The organism is Enterococcus sp. DIV0712 (assembly GCF_050554855.1).
Taxonomy (GTDB): Bacteria; Bacillota; Bacilli; order Lactobacillales; family Enterococcaceae; genus Enterococcus; species Enterococcus faecalis.
Genome location: NZ_CP187333.1, coordinates 2,376,328 through 2,392,586 on the forward strand (window position 1 = coordinate 2,376,328; position 16,259 = coordinate 2,392,586).

General features: G+C 38.7%; 15 protein-coding genes. 1 reads left to right on the top strand and 14 read right to left on the bottom strand.

Annotated features, from left to right (window positions below; genetic code table 11):
• Positions 1–10: 10 nt before the first annotated feature.
• The 4 genes from rbsU to rbsR all read right to left on the bottom strand — a co-directional run bounded on the left by rbsU (position 11) and on the right by rbsR (position 3,334).
• The gene (gene rbsU / locus IGL42_RS11405; RefSeq protein WP_010710924.1) at positions 11–898 is read right to left on the bottom strand and encodes a ribose/proton symporter RbsU; all 888 of its coding nucleotides are present in this window, start codon (positions 896–898) and stop codon (positions 11–13) included.
• A 20-nt stretch (positions 899–918) separates the two neighbouring features.
• On the bottom strand, positions 919–1,314 hold the full coding sequence (rbsD, locus tag IGL42_RS11410; RefSeq protein WP_002355102.1) for a D-ribose pyranase: 396 nt from the start codon (positions 1,312–1,314) through the stop codon (positions 919–921).
• Positions 1,315–1,329: 15 nt separating this feature from the next.
• Positions 1,330–2,247, bottom strand: a complete 918-nt coding sequence (gene rbsK, locus IGL42_RS11415; protein ID WP_002381157.1) for a ribokinase — start codon at positions 2,245–2,247, stop codon at positions 1,330–1,332.
• 91 nt (positions 2,248–2,338) lie between these two features.
• Positions 2,339–3,334 carry a ribose utilization transcriptional repressor RbsR gene (gene rbsR / locus IGL42_RS11420; RefSeq protein WP_010710923.1) on the bottom strand — a complete coding sequence of 332 codons (996 nt, stop codon included), beginning with the start codon at positions 3,332–3,334 and terminating at the stop codon, positions 2,339–2,341.
• Positions 3,335–3,545: 211 nt separating this feature from the next.
• Between rbsR and IGL42_RS11425 the strand changes: the two genes are divergently transcribed.
• Positions 3,546–4,520 carry an alpha/beta hydrolase gene (locus IGL42_RS11425; protein ID WP_010710922.1) on the top strand — a complete coding sequence of 325 codons (975 nt, stop codon included), beginning with the start codon at positions 3,546–3,548 and terminating at the stop codon, positions 4,518–4,520.
• Between the two features lie 62 nt (positions 4,521–4,582).
• On the opposite strand, the gene IGL42_RS11430 is transcribed toward IGL42_RS11425, so the two are convergent.
• The 10 genes from IGL42_RS11430 to IGL42_RS11475 all read right to left on the bottom strand — a co-directional run bounded on the left by IGL42_RS11430 (position 4,583) and on the right by IGL42_RS11475 (position 15,959).
• Complete coding sequence (locus IGL42_RS11430; RefSeq protein WP_002355097.1) at positions 4,583–5,950, bottom strand: PTS ascorbate transporter subunit IIC; 1,368 nt, start codon at positions 5,948–5,950, stop codon at positions 4,583–4,585.
• A 14-nt stretch (positions 5,951–5,964) separates the two neighbouring features.
• Positions 5,965–6,264, bottom strand: coding sequence for a PTS sugar transporter subunit IIB (locus IGL42_RS11435; RefSeq protein WP_002355095.1), 300 nt, complete (start codon positions 6,262–6,264; stop codon positions 5,965–5,967).
• A gap of 1 nt (position 6,265) precedes the next feature.
• Positions 6,266–8,275 (bottom strand): BglG family transcription antiterminator, encoded by a 2,010-nt coding sequence (locus IGL42_RS11440; protein ID WP_002390727.1) that lies wholly within the window; start codon positions 8,273–8,275, stop codon positions 6,266–6,268.
• A gap of 165 nt (positions 8,276–8,440) precedes the next feature.
• Entirely contained in the window at positions 8,441–8,665 is a 225-nt protein-coding gene (locus IGL42_RS11445) for a hypothetical protein (RefSeq protein ID WP_002355093.1), read from the bottom strand.
• Positions 8,666–8,711: 46 nt separating this feature from the next.
• Positions 8,712–9,113 carry an LPXTG cell wall anchor domain-containing protein gene (locus IGL42_RS11450; RefSeq protein ID WP_010710921.1) on the bottom strand — a complete coding sequence of 134 codons (402 nt, stop codon included), beginning with the start codon at positions 9,111–9,113 and terminating at the stop codon, positions 8,712–8,714.
• Positions 9,094–10,227 carry a DUF916 and DUF3324 domain-containing protein gene (locus IGL42_RS11455; RefSeq protein WP_002385299.1) on the bottom strand — a complete coding sequence of 378 codons (1,134 nt, stop codon included), beginning with the start codon at positions 10,225–10,227 and terminating at the stop codon, positions 9,094–9,096. Before IGL42_RS11455 ends, IGL42_RS11450 begins: the two co-directional genes overlap by 20 nt.
• Before the next feature lie 87 nt (positions 10,228–10,314).
• The gene (locus tag IGL42_RS11460) at positions 10,315–11,004 is read right to left on the bottom strand and encodes a WxL domain-containing protein (RefSeq protein WP_002365278.1); all 690 of its coding nucleotides are present in this window, start codon (positions 11,002–11,004) and stop codon (positions 10,315–10,317) included.
• Between the two features lie 425 nt (positions 11,005–11,429).
• Positions 11,430–12,401, bottom strand: coding sequence for a dimethylarginine dimethylaminohydrolase family protein (locus tag IGL42_RS11465; RefSeq protein WP_002359145.1), 972 nt, complete (start codon positions 12,399–12,401; stop codon positions 11,430–11,432).
• Between the two features lie 111 nt (positions 12,402–12,512).
• Positions 12,513–13,958, bottom strand: a complete 1,446-nt coding sequence (locus tag IGL42_RS11470) for an alkaline phosphatase (RefSeq protein WP_025191905.1) — start codon at positions 13,956–13,958, stop codon at positions 12,513–12,515.
• 87 nt (positions 13,959–14,045) lie between these two features.
• The gene (locus tag IGL42_RS11475; RefSeq protein WP_002355085.1) at positions 14,046–15,959 is read right to left on the bottom strand and encodes an endonuclease MutS2; all 1,914 of its coding nucleotides are present in this window, start codon (positions 15,957–15,959) and stop codon (positions 14,046–14,048) included.
• Between the last annotated feature and the right edge of the window lie 300 nt (positions 15,960–16,259).

The following is a 16,259-nucleotide window of genomic DNA, read 5'->3' on the forward strand; positions in this document are numbered from 1 at the left end:
GAATACTTTTTTAAATCATCACTGTGATCGTAGCTGCTGCCAAAATCAAAACTAAGCCGATAATCGTTACGGTCATTTCCTTGGCTGTTTTCTTTTGACCTAAGAACCAAATACCTGTCAACGTTGCAAGCACAACTGATGTTTGGGATAGAATAAAGCCAGTTGCCAAGCCGTTCATATCTGGCTGCGCTGAAATTAAATAAGTTAACGCTGCAAAGGCGAAGAAAAAGCCTGAAAAAATTTGTTTGTAAGAAACAGCTTCTATAAATGGGGATGTTTCCCCACCCTTAATAGTGACAACTGCTGAGTAAATAACTGCCACAATTACCATGCCTATTGCTTGTGGTAAAAAGGCATGCATGCCATCAATTGCCGTCGCTTGGGGTGCTGCAGAGTACGCCCAATAGCCGATTTCACCAACGGCTAATAGAAGAACTGCTTTTTTCATAATCCCAGCACTCTCAGCGGACTCCGTTTCCGACCAGACCGTCATTTTGGCACCAATCATGATTAACACTAAGGCAAATGCGCCTAACAATTTGGCTGTCGCACCTGGCCAGTTTCCTAAGAAAAAGACACCCCAGAGAGAAGCACCTAAAAGTTGAAACGCGGTCGTTACTGGCATGGCACGTGATGAACCAATCATCGTGAAGCATTTAAATGTAATGATTTGCGCACAGGCCCAACCGACACCAGATAAAATTGAAAAGAATAAATCCATGCCCGTTGGAAAAGTTAAACCATTAATCATTGAAAAAATAGCGGCAAAAATCAATGTTCCTAAACTGGTACCGAGAATTTGATTCACCGGACGTCCACCAATTTTTGAAGCAATTGTTGGAAAAAGCCCCCAACCTAGAAGCGGTCCTAAACCGATTAACAATGCAGTCGCATTCATCTCTATTTCCCCTCTCTCGTTTAAAAGACAACGTTACTTTCTAATAAAATATTTGCGTAAGGGGTCATTTCCCCTGTCCGAATAAATGCATGGCAGTTGTTTAATTCTTGTTTCATTTCTGTATGAGGAATAAAACTGATGGGAGTTTCTGGTAAACGAGTTTTAATTGCTGTCAACATATCAGGATTTTCTGTTTTAATTTCTTCTGCTAAATAAATTCGTTGAACTGCCAATTCCTCAAGAACATTGTTTAAAACTTCCATAAAACTAGGGACACCATTAGTAACTGCTAAATCAATTTTTTCTGTAGTTCGAGGCACTGGCATGCCCGCATCACCAATACTTAATTTATCAAAATGACCCATTTGTGCGATAACGCGGGAAATATCTGAATTAATAACTTTTGTTTTTTTCATGTCGCTCGCTCCTTTTTATTTGTCTGCCAATTCGTGTTGATAAGGAATCGAAGGTTGGGCTCCAAAACGTTGAACAGTCAGTGAGGATGCCTTGTTTCCATAACGAATAGCTTCTTCCAAATTGCTAAAGTCTTTCTCTAATATACTACTTAATGCGCCAATAAAAGTATCGCCAGCAGCCGTTGTATCAACCGCTTTCACTTTAAAAGCAGGCACAATACCACTTCGTCCATTGACGTCATAAAAGGCTCCTTTACTACCTACTGTAATAATTACTGCTTCAATCCCTAATTGATGAAGTGCTTCTGCGGCTTTACGCATACTCGCTTCATCTGTGATTTTAATGCCTGTTAAAATTTCGGTCTCTGTTTCATTTGGTACAATCATATCTGTCACGTTTAGTAATTCTTCAGGAACTTGTTCTAACGCAGGTGCGGGATTTAAAATCGTTTTGACGCCTGCTTTTTTAGCAATTTTAAACGCTGCAATCGTACTATCAATCGCACTTTCAAATTGGGCAATCACAAAATCACTTTTTTCAATAATTTCTTGATGTTCCTGTACTTGTTTTGGCGTAAAGGCGTTATTGGCTCCTGCGTAAATCATAATGCTATTTTCACCAGCGTTATCTACCATAATAAAGGCTTGGCCAGTAGCTGTTTTTTCTAAAGTGGTGACCCCAGTTAAATTAATTTCATCTTGACTCATTAAATCAGTCATCATAGCTCCAGCGCCATCATTTCCCACAGCACCAATAAAATATGTTTCTGCGCCTGAACGTTTCGCTGCAACTGCTTGGTTTGCTCCTTTACCACCACCTGCTGTAAAATGTTCAATGGCGTGAATTGTTTCGCCTGGTTTTGGCATTTCTTTGACTCTTAATGTTGTGTCTAAATTGATACTTCCGATAATTGTAACCGCGTTCATTTTCATCCACCTCAATAAAATTTATTTTTTCATTCTAATTAAAACGTTTTAGTAAAACGTTTTAATTCCACAACAAAAATATAGCACACCTTGAAAGCTATTTCAAGGGTGCTGTCGAAAATCGTTCAATCAGTTGGACAGGCAAGGTTTGCTCCTCCCAATCTTTTGCAGGCTGATGGATTCTTTCCAATAATAAAGTCGCCGTAGTTTTCCCCAATTGAAAAACAGGTTGAGCAATTGTTGTTAGCGGCGGCGAAACATACTCGCACATATCAACATTGTCATAACCAATAATGCTATAATCCTCAGGAATTTTTTTGCCTGCTTCTGCTAATCCTCGATATAAACCAAAAGCAATTTCATCATTGATAGCAAAAATTCCGGTGCTCTCTGTTTTTAAAATTTCGGGGACAGCTTGGTAGCCGCCAGTTTTTGATAATTCTGTTTCGATTAACTGGACCTTTTCCGTATAAACAGAACAAAAACCTTTTAAACGTTGCTGAATATTGACTGGCGCATGTGGCGGCATTACCACGATGACTTGTTCATGTCGTTGCTCTTGTAAATGCTTTGCTGCTAGTTGCCCACCTCTATAATCGTCTGTCAAAACAGCGTCGCTAAAGCCTTCTGCTTTTTTTTGGTCAAGTACAATAAACGGAATCTTTTTCGCACGTAGCGTTTCATTAATCGTTTGATTGGAAATTTCAGAACTTGCAATCACAAAGCCATCGACACTGCGACGAATCAACTCTGTTAAATATTCATGTTCTCTTGTAACATCTTGGTCCGCATTGCATAACATCAGTATAAAATTTTCTTTGTATAAAACACTTTCAATTCCTCGAATCAATTGCGCGAAAAATGGATTAGTAATATCAGGTACGATTACGCCAATCGTCTTACTTTTTTTCATCACCATACGTTGCGCAAAATAGTCGGGCTGATAGTTTAATCGCTCTTTTGCAGCCAATACTTTTTCGACCGTTTTCCCACTAAACCGTGCCCCATTCCCGTTTAAAATTTGTGAAACGGTAGTAATGGAGACACCTGAGTCATTGGCAACATCTTTAATTGTAACCTTTTTATTTGTCATCCTACTTCTCTCCTTGCCGTGAACGCGCCCATTCACCGGACCTCTTAATCTCATTTAATTTACTACAATCATTTACTTTACGCAACCACAAATAAATACGTACATTCGTTTAAACCGTCCTTTCATCCCTTCAACAAATTTCGTTGTTCTACTTTTAAAATGTTATACTGTAGAAAAAATGATTTACTTTTTGCTGAATGGAGGGCCTTAATTGAAAAAGAAATCGATTGGTTTGTTGTTAGCTAGCGCATATTTGTTTCACACACGTTCTCGTCAAAAATCCTTAAAAGCCTGTCTTTTTGAAGATTCTTTACGTCTTTCCCAAATTGCTCGCCTTGAACGAAATCCGAAAGTCACCAAGGCTTTTTATCATTGGCAACGATCATTAAATGAACAAGTAACTTTGCCAAAACATTTACGTCATCTTTTTCCTCTTCAAGAAATGACTCAATTTCCTACGATGTATCGCATGTCAAACTCCGTTATTGCACCTACCAAGAAAGCTGTACTGTACCTGCATGGTGGGGGCTTTACATTGAATCTCGCCTATAGCCAATTAGACTTTAGTTATAAACTAATTGAAGATCTCTCTTTTGCAACAGATTATTTTATCCCTGTATATCCATTAGCACCAAATAAGTCTTTTGCTGATATTTATAATCATTGCTATGCTGCTTATCAAGAAATTTTACAGCATTATGATCCCGAAGATGTTATTTTATTAGGTGATTCTGCTGGTGGCACATTGGTTTTAAACGTATTGCAGAATTTAGCCACCGATTTCCCTGAACGCTTACCCAAAGCTGCTGTTTTAATTTCTCCTTGGTTAGATGGACATTTAGACATTCCTGTTGCCAAAAGTTATCAAAAAAAGGACAAAATGATTGGCATGAACTATTTACAATTAATTGCCCAAGAGATTGACGACACGGCCAATCACGCCACACTTTCTTTAAATTGCTTGTCCTTTGATTATCAAAAATTTCCGCCACTTTTTTTCGTGGGCGGCACACATGAAGTTTTTTGCCCTTCCTATCACCAATTTTTAAAACAATTAGGGCCACGACCACAAGATACTTGCCGATTGGTGCCTGGCATGCAACACGTTTTCGCAATGAAACAGTACTTGCCAGAAGGACGACAAGCGCGGAAACAAATTGCACAATTTATCCAAGAACAACGGTAAAAGGCAAATGGGACAGAAGTCAAAACGACTTCTGTCCCACTTGCCTTTTTAGAACTAAACACTTAGTTTTCTTCGGCGACTTTTTTCTCCCGCATAGTCAAAACAGCGCTAGCCAAAAGAACAACCACTACAAAAGCAATGATTCCTCCTACTAAAAGACTCGGACCTGCCTCACCTAATTTGCCTAAAAATAGGCCTGGGATTAAATAATCCGTATCCGCAAACGTTGAGGATGCTAACTGTAGATCACCCAAGACTGGTAAAATGAATAACGGTAACCAACTAATTAATAAGCCATTAAACGCAGCCCCTAAAATCGCTCCCCGACGTCCCCCTGTGGAATTTCCAAAAACGCCTGCCGCGGCACCACAGAAAAAGTGCCCGACAACGCCTGGTATAATCACGGTGGTATTCAGACCAACCATCGCTAACATTGAAATAGTTCCCACAATAAAGCTCACAAAGAACCCAATCAAGACAGCATTTGGCGCATAAGGAAAGATAATGGGAACATCAAGTGCTGGTTTAGAATTAGGCACTAATTTTTTAGCAATTCCTTGGAAAGCTGGCACAATTTCTCCTAAAACCATCCGCACACCCTGTAAAACCACTACGAAACCAGCCGTAAAGGTTCCTGCTTGAATTAATGAAAAGATGATCGCATTTTCGCCATTGCTTAACTCATGCTCGACATAGCCTGTCCCAGCCAGCAAAGCCAAAATCACATAGACAATCGACATCAAAATCATAATTGAGATGGTTGAGTCTCTTAAAAAACCAAAACTTTTAGGAATTTTAATATCTTCCGTTGACTTTTCTTTATTCCCAAAGACTTTTCCAATAAAGCCACTTGCCGCATAACCAATATTCCCTGTATGCCCCATTGCTACTTTATCATTTCCAGTAATTTGTTTCATAAAGGGCTGACAAAGAGCAGGTGTCACTGTTAATAAAGTTCCTTCAAATAAACCACCTAAAAGAATCATTGGCAAACTAACGCTAAAACCGGCCCCCACTAAAATAACGGCTGTCAAACACGAAACGTACATCATCGCTTGACCTGTCAAAAAGATATATTTAAAACGTGTAAAACGCGCCAACAGAATATTAACAACCATGCCCACCAACATAATCAGAGCAGTTGGTGTCCCATATTGTTGCAAGGCAATCGCTACAACTGCTTCATTACTAGGCACCACGCCTTGTGTATTTAACGCGGTTTGGAACATCTCCGCAAAGGGCGTTAACGAGTTCGCTAATAGCCCTGCGCCACCAATTAAAACTAAAAAGCCGACGAATGTTTTCAACGTTCCTTGAACAACATCAGAAAATTTCTTTTTCTGTAAAACTAATCCCAACAAAGCAATTAATGAAACCAGAATCGCTGGCTGGCTAACAATTGAAACAAATAAATTCAATAAAGTTTCCATGTTTTTCCTCCTTCTTATTGATGTGCAATGCCATTGTCATCTAAAACTTTCAAGACTTTCTCCTTCGTTTCATCGTAATCAATAATCGCATTTAAAGGAATGATTTTTTCATCAGGAATTGACCCTAAAGCATCTTGCAATGTTTTTTCGACAAAGAAGTAATCAGCCATATCGCCACTGGCACTCCCGACATCTGTGTGATCAATTTGAAAATTATCTGTATCAACACCGACTTCCTCTAAAATTTGTTGGATATTCATTTGCACCATAAAACTTGTTCCTAAACCACTTTGACAAACTGTAAAAATCTTCATCTTATTTCTCTCCTTCTTGGATAATTGATAGTATTTCTGGGACGGTTTCAGCCGCCACTAAGCGATGTAATGATTCTTTTTTTGATAGAATTTTTGTCAGACTAGATAAGGCCCGTAAATGTGTTTCGTTATCTGAAGCAGCTAAACAAATAAAAAGGTGAATTTCATGCTTAGGATCTTCTAATAAATCGACACTTTTTTGGATTTTTAGTAATGACATGCCTAACTGATTAACGCCATCTTCTGGTCGCGCATGAGGCAATGCTACGTCTGGACAGATATGGATAAATGGCCCAAACGATTCGACTTTTTGAATCATCGCATCAATGTACTTTTCCGTAATACTGCCATTTTTTAATAACGGCTTGGCAGCTTCTGTAATTCCCGCTCGCCAGTCTGCAACTTCAGGCAGGACTTGGACTGTTTCTGTTGTTAATAATTCTGATAACATTGGACGCAGATCCTCCTCTTTTTCTAAAATTTTGTTCATTTTACGATGCAAGACACGATATAACTGCGCTTCTGTGACTCCTTTTTTTAAGGAAATGTAAGGTTTTAAGGCATCTAAAATATCTTTAACATCTGGCATGGAAATACCTGGCAATAGCCAATCTGATTGAACTTGGTGCATCAATTGATTTTTCTCCAAAGAGCTCATAATGGGCTTGGTAAGATAAACCTTTTTGGCTGTTTCAATAGGGACCGTTGAGAAAATGATGTCATAGCTTTTTTCAGATACATTCTCTATTTCCCTCACCGCATTCGTTTCTTTAAATTCAATCATTGGAAATAGCCGACGCAATTCCGATTGCAAAATCAACGAAGAACTGATGCCACTGGGACAAACAATTAGCGCTTTTAGCTTTTCTTGCCGTTGCTCATTTTTTTGGCCGAAAATTTCTCCACCAAATAATATGGTAAAAAAACCGATTTCCTCTGACGGGATTGACCGTTTCGTTAATTTTTCTAAAGGAGCTAACGCTTGTTCACAAAGATGATAAAGCGACCGATACGATTGTCGAATATCCTTGATTAAAACATTCGGCAAGTAAAAGCCATAGTTAATCCGAAAATAGGCAGGAACCAGATGATAATACACATTCATGAGCAATTCACGAGGCTGCTCAAATTGAACGACGGCCAATAATTCCATTTTCCGAATAATTTCACCAGAAATATCTAATAAAAACTCTAACTTCGTATCTCGCAATTCTCCTTGCAAAGCTGTCATTAAACAAATCGTGAAAAAAAGACTCTCAGTTTCTATATTCGCCACTGGCCCAACTAAATCACTTAAAATACGACGACTGACGGGATAAGCGCGTAAGGACTGAATTAACTGGTTCTCAGGCCAGACGACTGTTTTATATTTGCCTAATCTTTTTTGAGAGAAAGCAAGAAAGTAACTAATTTCATCCAATCTGCTGGGTACCAGTTGAAGCTGCGCTTCCTGGACGGCTAATTGAATGCCGTCACGTATTTTTGCGTATTGGCTCATTTGATGCTGACTGAGCCAGCAAAATAAAGCGAAGGTGCCCGACTTTTGTTGTAAGAGGCGGGCAAGCCAATTTTTCCCGAAACGACGAATCCGAAATTCATCTCCTTCTAGGTAAAACCCTCGTTTTCGTTCGTAGGATAAAGCAATGTTTTCAGTTGCTAGTTGGTGTCGTACTTTTTTGATGTCCGCTAAAATAGTGCCTTTCGAAACGTCTAAAAAATTTTGGTAATGATACACCGATAGTTCTTCGATTTCTGAATAAGTGAGCAAAAAAATAAGTGCTTGTCTTTCTGTTTCGCTATAAATCACTTGACGTTGTTGAAAAAGTTGTTTTCCCCATTCATTTGCGGAAAGGTTTGGAATGCTGACGGTATTCTGTTGAACTTCTCCGCCTATTGTCGAAAGTTGTGTCACTAATTCTCGTTGCGAAAGATCGGTTATTTGTTGAGCCAAAGAGAGCGCAATTTTTTGCCCTGCATACTCGTCAAGGAGATAACTTATTTTATAATTCACAGCTGTGTCCTCCTCCTGTAATCATCATATAATGATAGCGCTTTATTTTCTATCTAAGTTGGGTACAAATGTCTACTGTACTTTTTTGATAAATTGTACCGTTCTTTATTTTAAAGTTAACAAAAACCCGTTGCAAGTTTCTTAAAAACTTACAACGGGTTTTCTTTATGTTAATTGTGTTTGTAATGCGATATTCAGCAAAATAGCCACCGCCACCCAGCCGCCACACATCACCAGAAGCAGCCAACTAAACATTGATTGTTTTACTAAAGACTGCTTAGGCTTTGCCAGATGTACAAAATTCATGCTATTTACTAAGAACAGTAAAAATAAAGCAAAACAAAGGACGGCCAAGCCAGCACAAATCCAAATCCACATCGTAATCTCCATCTATATTCCTCCTTCTACAATTGACTCTGTTTATAAAAACAGCACATTATTTTTCCTTTTTCCTTTTTTTATTCAAATAATAGAAACTTGTTAGTACTACGAGTAAACATGCAATACCAAGGCTGTAAAGCCACGTGCTATTTCGTTCACCTGTCCTTGGTAATGACGTCTGTGCATTAGTCGGATTCGTTTTAGCAGTGGTTTTTCTGCTCACTTTGTCTTGTTGTTGTGACATTTTTTTATCTTTATCAGTGACTGGTTGCTCTGTTGGCTTAATGACACCTTCCGTTTTTAGTGGCTCTTTCCCTCCATAGAACGTTACACCGATATTCGTTTGCCCTACTTCTTCTGCAAAACTTTCAGAAGAAACAATTAGACTCGCAATGCCAACGGTTAAAAGTATTCCCAACGTCACCAGAAGTGACCCTTTACTTTTCATTGTCATCATAGCGTGCTCCTTGTCTATTTTTCAAGGCTGCCTGTTTTTCTTGTTGTAAATAGGCTTGTTGTTTCAGTGTTGCTTTCTGTTGCGTAAAACGCCAAATAGCTAGAATTAGACTCACAATTGTTGCAGCTAACAAGCCATAAAAAGCTTGATTCCACCAAGTCGGTAGGACCAATTTCACTACTGCTTCTTTATTTAATTTTTTGGCTTCTTGACTACTGATGGTAAATTCTTGCTTAAACGGCCACACTTGTTGTTCATCTTCTTTCAAGACCGCTTTTCCTTCAAAAATATAGGTTCCTGGACGAACATCTTCTTTCCCGAAATCTAAATGGAAGTTCATCGTCGAATTTGGCGCAAAACGAACACTTGGTAAAATCCGTTTGGCATATTCTTTCGTTTCGCCTTTTTTCGTTACTTTTCCTTCTAAACGTACTTCAGGAAAAATAGCGGATGTCGGATTCTGAATAACCGCTTGGACCGATTTATTTCCTAAAGCAATGGTCGGAACTAATTTAACTAATTGAAGAGTCTCTGCTAGATACATCGGTGTATCTTCTGACATTCGTAAAGCAATTGCTACATTAAATCCATATCGACTGGTTAAACCCGTTGATTTTCCTTTTTCTTCCTTTTCATCTTCTGCAAGCGAAGCATAAACACCACCCAAAACTAATCCTTGGAAACCATTCGCTGGAATTTCGACAGTCATTTTGGCTGTTACGGTTTTCTTAGCGGGAACTTTTACATGTTCCTCAGGTAATTTAATTAATGTTGTCAAGGGTACTTTTAAACTTGAATCTGGTTTTTTCTCGAAATCATTGTACACAATTAAACCATTGTCATTCGTCACAGCATTCGCCAAATTTAAATCAATCGTCAATTCTTCATCTGTTTTATTAATTAATGATAATTCGACTTCTTGTTTCTGTCCTGGTTTTACAATGAGATCGTAGTAGGATTGCGTATTTTTCGCTTGATTCTCAGGAATATTGGGTTTAACTGTAAATTTTGTATTCATGTTGTCATCCGCTTCTTCTGCTTGTACAGCAGAAGGGATGCTTAATGCCATCACACAAATAAAAACTGTGACGATTAGCCAGCGCATTGTCTTCATTATTTGTTCCTCCTATGTATCGAAAAGGAGCCGTGCACCACTGCGCAGCTCCTTTTCTAGTAATGCAGTATTCTCGTTAGTAACTTTTTATGGCGCAGCCACTAATGTCCAAGTTACGTTACCTGTATACGCACCATTTGTAATTTGTGAACTAGGTGTTGTAATGTTTAATTTTACATTTGATAATTCAGAATCCCATGTACCTTGACCTTTACCAACTGCTGCTGTAGCAATTGATACAGCTGCTCCACCTACTGGAATAGTTGTTCCAGCAAATTCAGGACTTCCTGGATCTGCTGCAAAGGCAGCTACATCACGTGAGTATGTTTTTGCTGTTTCATCGTATTTCGCTACTGCTCCTGTTTGTGCAAAGGTAATTGAGCCTTCTAAAGTAGCAGTGCCATTTTTCATTTCAGCAACGCCGGCAGTAACTGACCAACCCGCTTGTGTTCCACGAACATCCCCAACAGCATAACGTTTTGTTTGGGTACCTGTCGCATCTAACGAAATCGCTGATAAATCAGAACTAACTTCTGTCGAAGCAAATTTGAATTCTGTTGGAACATATAACAAATCAAAATTTGTATTCGAGCCTGGTTCTGGTTCTTGGGTGCTTCCATCATCTCCATCACCCGTACCGCCTGGTAATGAACCACTTGTCATCTCTACGTTTGCTGGTGTTGTACCAGTTGTTGTTGCATGTGCTGCTGCAGGAGCAATGCTTGCCCCTAAAATTGCCGTTCCTGCAAATAAAGTTACCAATGTTTTTTTCTTCATTTTACTCTCTCCTTTATATCTTGGTTAATTAATGAATAAAAAAGTGAAAAACTTTTCTATCTCAGTAGAACGTAAACTAAGTATAGCGAAAAAAAGACTGCTTGTGATTTCAAATTTTAAACACCTCATGCAAAAAAAATGAATTTACTATAACAGCAAGGTTCCAACGACTTTTTGTGTCTTTGAAAACGTAATTTTCAAAAAATATATTGTTTTTTTTCATATATAAAGTAGTAATTTTATAAAAAAACAGCGAGAAAACGTCAAAACATTAGTAACAAACACTAACATTTTGACGTTTTCTCGCATTTATTAAATCAAAATTTCCTCAATATTTTTAAAAAAAATAGTGAAAACTAAAATTATATCGTTTTCATAGACAAAACGTACATTTTTTCTTACGAAAATTGATAATCACTCGCTGACTATTCTCTAATCAACGCTTGCGTTGTACAACGGAAAGAACCACCTAACATTCTAGAAACATGGTAATCAATTGCCTCAACTTTGATACCTTTTGCTTCTATTTGAGGAATTAAGGTTGTAAACGATTGGTCCGTTATATACGTTTCTTCGTTAAGCGGTAGACCATTTGTCACTAAATACGCTGCTTCTTGCAAAGTAACGTGAATTTTTTCCCAGTTTGCTAATTGCGCAGGAAGTCCATCCAAAAAGGCCTCTTCACAAACAATCATCAAGCCTTCTCTCAACAAGCTTAACGCACAATCTAAGTGGAGAATATGCGGATGTAACCGAACCGGTACCACTTCATAACCAAAATGACCAATCATATTGGCTAACCACTGAATTCCTGCTAGGTTACTTGCCAAGCCGGAGTAGCCCACAAAAATTGTTTTTCCTAGAACTAAAACATCGCCGCCTTCAATAAAGGGACCTGCTTCACTTAAAGCCCCTTCAGAAATGTCAGGTTGTGGCGCAGCAAAATAATAGCCTTCTGCTTCTTGTGTCCACTGCTGAATAATCGGACGAATTGGTAAAATTTCTTGTCGACGGTGTTGGAATCTTAAGTTTCCTTCTATTAAGAGGTTGCCAATTGTAAAAAAGGGGTCTCGTGAAAAGAAGTTACTATATCCTACGCCCAATTCCTTGCCATGTTCTTTTTCATAGGTTGTCAATAAACGTGGACGAAATACTTCTACGCCATAAGATTCTAATACTCCTTGCATGACTTCTTTTTCTTTTTCCCAACGTACTTGTTGTTCTGGTGCAAAGTCTGCTAAATCGCGCCCTTCATTATTCTGTGTTAAACGGGCATTTTCCTCTGTTAAAAAAGTCGTATCCGCTTCATCAAATTTATCTGGTAAACAAAATTGCGATTGTGCTAAAACAACTGAACGTAACGGTGCAAATTCACTTTCAACATGCATTTTTTTCATTATTTGACCTCACTTTTATCTGGTTACCTTCATTATAACAGAGATAAAATTTTTATGCCTTTAATGAAGAAAAAGCAGAACGTATAGAAGTTCTGCTTTTTCTTTATTTTGTTATTTGCCAATACCTTTATCTTTAATCTCAGCTTTTTGCCCGGTGCCATCTACTAAGCCAAAAATAATCTTCGCTTGGTCTGTATTATCAATTTGTCCTGAAAAAGCTTCTGCTTGTGGGCCATAAGCATAGACATTTACATCTTCTCCTGTGTGTCCGCCAGTAGTCCAACCAGTATTCGAACGTTCATCAAAAATCTTTCTTAATGCCTGAGCGATTTTTTCAACATCTTTTGACTCCGCCACTGTTTTCACTGCTTTCAATTCAGCCTCACTTAATTGAAAATCAATATACTCAGTCACTGTTTTTTCCACATTACCATTTTTAATAATTTCTTCTGCCATGAAATCAGGCGTGCGTTTTGCCGCATGTAAAGGCTCCGTCAACCAGTTGTATTGATCGCCTTTACCTAAAGACAAACCACCAGTAGAATGATCTGCAGTTGTAACCACCAATGTTTCACCATCTTTTTTGGCAAAATCGATGGCCTTTTCAAACGCCGCTTCGAAGTCTTGCATTTCGCTCATCGCGCCAACAATATCATTGCTATGCCCGGCCCAATCAATTTGGCTACCTTCAACCATTAAAAAGAAGCCTTTTTCATTTTTATCTAACCGTTGAAGAGCCGCTTCTGTCATATCAGCTAATGAAGGGACTTCTTCCGTTCGGTCAATCATTTTAGGTAGCCCGCCTGGTGCAAACAAGCCTAAAATTTTGTCGTCTTGGTTCTCATTTAACGACTTTTTGTCTGTGACATGACCATAACCCGCTTGGGAAAATTCTTTGACTAAATCACGATCTTTCCGGGCAAATAATTCGGAGCCGCCGCCAAGTAACACATCGACTTTGTGTTGTCCGTCGATTTGATCATCAAAATAGTCATCGGCTATTTCTGCCATATTTTTGCGTGAAACATTATGTGCGCCATATGCAGCAGGGGTTGCATGTGTTATTTCAGATGTTGCTACAAGCCCCGTTGATTTCCCCACTTTTTTCGCACGTTCCAGCACTGTTTCTGTTTTGGACTTGTCATTATCGAGTGCAATAGCATTATTATAGGTTTTTACTCCGGCAGCCATCGCTGTCGCTGCGGAAGCTGAATCGGTGACATTCTCTTCTTCATCTTCTGGATAAGTGGCTTGCTGTCCGACCAAATAGGTATCAAAAGCTGTTTGGGGAACACGCTTGTCTGAGTGATTGGCTTTGAAATAGCGATAGCCCGTTGTATACGGATTCCCCATGCCATCTCCAATCATAAAAATAACATTTTTTACTGGTGCTTTTTCAGATTCAGTTGCCTTCGCTTCAGCAACCTCTGTTTGTTTTTCGCCGCTTTTTTGTTCAGATAAATTTGTACAACCCGCTAATGTTGTAAATGTTAATAAGGTAACCCCTAGCAAAGCTCTTTTCTTCATTTCCTTGTTTCCTCCTTCATATCTACCCATACATTGACTATAACAAGTCTTAGTTGATTTCTGATAAATAACAAGTAAACAAAGTGTTAAGTTGTTGTGTTGCTTCTGTTAAGTACCTTATTTGTCGCGTCTTGCTGCTCTTTTTTCGGCCTCTTTGCGTAATTGTTTCTGCGCTTTTTTTGAGCCGCGTTCAATATCTTTGAGTTTCTTTCGTTCATGGAAATCTGTAAATAAACTTTCTAAATCATAGTCTTGCGGATATAGATCTTGTGCTTTCGCTTGTAATTTCAACCGTCTTCGTGGTACATTTTCAATTTTATCATTCACAAATACTTGGATTTCTTGTTCACCCTCATCTGTAAAAACCAACCCAATTTGTTGTGTTTCTGTCAATAGGACACGATCACCTTTTTGATAACGGTGTGTTTCTTCTACAAACGTGGCAAAGGTCGTTTCTTTTGCTTTCAGGGGTTTAAATAGACTTCGATTAGTAGGGTATTCTTTCCGCTGAATATAATGAGCCGCCTTTTCAATGAGCTGTGGCTCCATCTTCATTTTACGTGCAATCCAAAGCGCCTGACTATCGCCAACTTCACCAATTTTCAATTGATATTTGGGCGTTAATGTTTCACGATCGAAGGCCATTGCGGCGGGCACAAAATCGTCATGCTCTTGGGCAAAACGTTTAATTTCACCATAATGGGTCGTTGCAACTACCAAGGCTCCTTTTTGATACATCGTTTCCATGATCGCAATCGCTAAGCCAGCTCCTTCGTTCGGCTCGGTGCCACTGCCAATTTCATCTAATAAAACAAGCGTGTGTCGCTTAACGTTACGCAACATTTCCGCAATATTTTTCATGTGCCCAGAAAAAGTGCTTAACGCATTTTCCAGATTTTGCTGATCACCAATATCGACAAAAATTTCATCTAATACTGGAATCTCTGTGCCCGCTTGTGCTGGAATTTGCAACCCAAATTGTGTCATGACAGTCAATAAGCCAACTGTTTTCAAGACAACCGTTTTACCACCAGCATTGGCACCTGTAATGACAAGTCCTCGATACTCTGCTCCTAAAGAAAACGTCAATGGTACTGCGTGTTCTAATAAAAGAGGGTGTTTTCCTTGAACAATGCGCAAGCGTTCTTCTTTGTTTACTTTTGGCGTAATCCCACCAATTTCGCGACTATACTTTCCTCGTGCAAAAATAATATCTAAGGTGGTCATTGTATCGACGGCTTGATCGACAAGTCGTTCTTGCTCATTAATTAACCCAGTTAGTTCCGCCAAAATTTGATATTCTTCCGCTGTTTCTTCCGCTTTTAAGAGTGTCAATTGTTCATTTAATTTACTAATTGCTACAGGTTCAATAAAGACCGTTTGTCCTTTATTGGATTGCTCAATGATTGTGCCTGAAACCTTATTTTTATAGCTAGCTTTGATTGGTACCGTGTAATGTTCCCCTTTTTTCACCATCATATTTTCTTGAATATACAGTTGATTATTTTTATTACGTAAAAATTTGGTGACTTTTGTTTCAATTTCTTGTTGGCATTCATTGATTTGACGCCGGATTTTCCGAAGTTGTCGAGAAGCATCGGTGGCAACTTTTTGATTATGGATTTTCGTGTAAATTTGTTCTTCAATTGCTCTGAAATCAGCTAAGTGCTGACTGTAACTAAATAGGCGTGGTGTTTGGTATTGATTTTTTTCAAAAAACTTCTGGATTCGCTGACTACTTCTTAAAAAGTCAGCGACCTCAATCAATTCGTTTGGTGTAAGGATTAAGCCTTTTTTCACTTGCTGAAGCAAGCGGGTAATTTGGCTCAAGCCCATGAAAGGGACGTGTTGTCCGCTATCAATAATCAAGCGGGCCTCGGTTGTTTCCGTTAAGCGGGACTGCACTGTTTCTAAACGTGTTGCAGGGACCATTTTCGCCAATCGTTCTTTACTATACTCGCCAATCGCACGTGTTTGAACTTCTTTAAGAATTGTTGTAAATTGTAATTTTTGAATGGTTTCATGATTCATTTGTTTTTTCTTCCTTTCTATCACGAAAAGAATACCTGGCGCCTTTAAATAAAAACCAGTTTCTATAGAAAAAAGAGGACAGCGTTCTACCGCTGTCCTCTTTATCATTGGATAAAGGTTACTAAAGAAACCTCTTCTAAAGGAGGTATTTAGTAAATGAGATGACTGACAGGTATCACTTTCTAAGCACACCAAATAAACCTTGCTTGGTTCACTGGTTATTCAACTTATCAATTAGATACCTACGACACTCACCAAAATACCCCACATTCATTTGTTGGTTTTTATTTATTCTCCACT

Excerpts from the sequence above, each read along its gene's own strand:
- rbsU (WP_010710924.1), bottom strand. The coding sequence starts at position 898 with ATGAATGCGACTGCATTGTTAATCGGTTTAGGACCGCTTCTAGGTTGG.
- rbsD (WP_002355102.1), bottom strand. The coding sequence starts at position 1,314 with ATGAAAAAAACAAAAGTTATTAATTCAGATATTTCCCGCGTTATCGCA.
- rbsK (WP_002381157.1), bottom strand. The coding sequence starts at position 2,247 with ATGAAAATGAACGCGGTTACAATTATCGGAAGTATCAATTTAGACACA.
- rbsR (WP_010710923.1), bottom strand. The coding sequence starts at position 3,334 with ATGACAAATAAAAAGGTTACAATTAAAGATGTTGCCAATGACTCAGGT.
- IGL42_RS11430 (WP_002355097.1), bottom strand. The coding sequence starts at position 5,950 with ATGGAAACTTTATTGAATTTATTTGTTTCAATTGTTAGCCAGCCAGCG.
- IGL42_RS11435 (WP_002355095.1), bottom strand. The coding sequence starts at position 6,264 with ATGAAGATTTTTACAGTTTGTCAAAGTGGTTTAGGAACAAGTTTTATG.
- IGL42_RS11445 (WP_002355093.1), bottom strand. The coding sequence starts at position 8,665 with ATGGAGATTACGATGTGGATTTGGATTTGTGCTGGCTTGGCCGTCCTT.
- IGL42_RS11450 (WP_010710921.1), bottom strand. The coding sequence starts at position 9,113 with ATGATGACAATGAAAAGTAAAGGGTCACTTCTGGTGACGTTGGGAATA.
- IGL42_RS11455 (WP_002385299.1), bottom strand. The coding sequence starts at position 10,227 with ATGAAGACAATGCGCTGGCTAATCGTCACAGTTTTTATTTGTGTGATG.
- IGL42_RS11460 (WP_002365278.1), bottom strand. The coding sequence starts at position 11,004 with ATGAAGAAAAAAACATTGGTAACTTTATTTGCAGGAACGGCAATTTTA.
- IGL42_RS11465 (WP_002359145.1), bottom strand. The coding sequence starts at position 12,401 with ATGAAAAAAATGCATGTTGAAAGTGAATTTGCACCGTTACGTTCAGTT.
- IGL42_RS11470 (WP_025191905.1), bottom strand. The coding sequence starts at position 13,958 with ATGGGTAGATATGAAGGAGGAAACAAGGAAATGAAGAAAAGAGCTTTG.
- IGL42_RS11475 (WP_002355085.1), bottom strand. The coding sequence starts at position 15,959 with ATGAATCATGAAACCATTCAAAAATTACAATTTACAACAATTCTTAAA.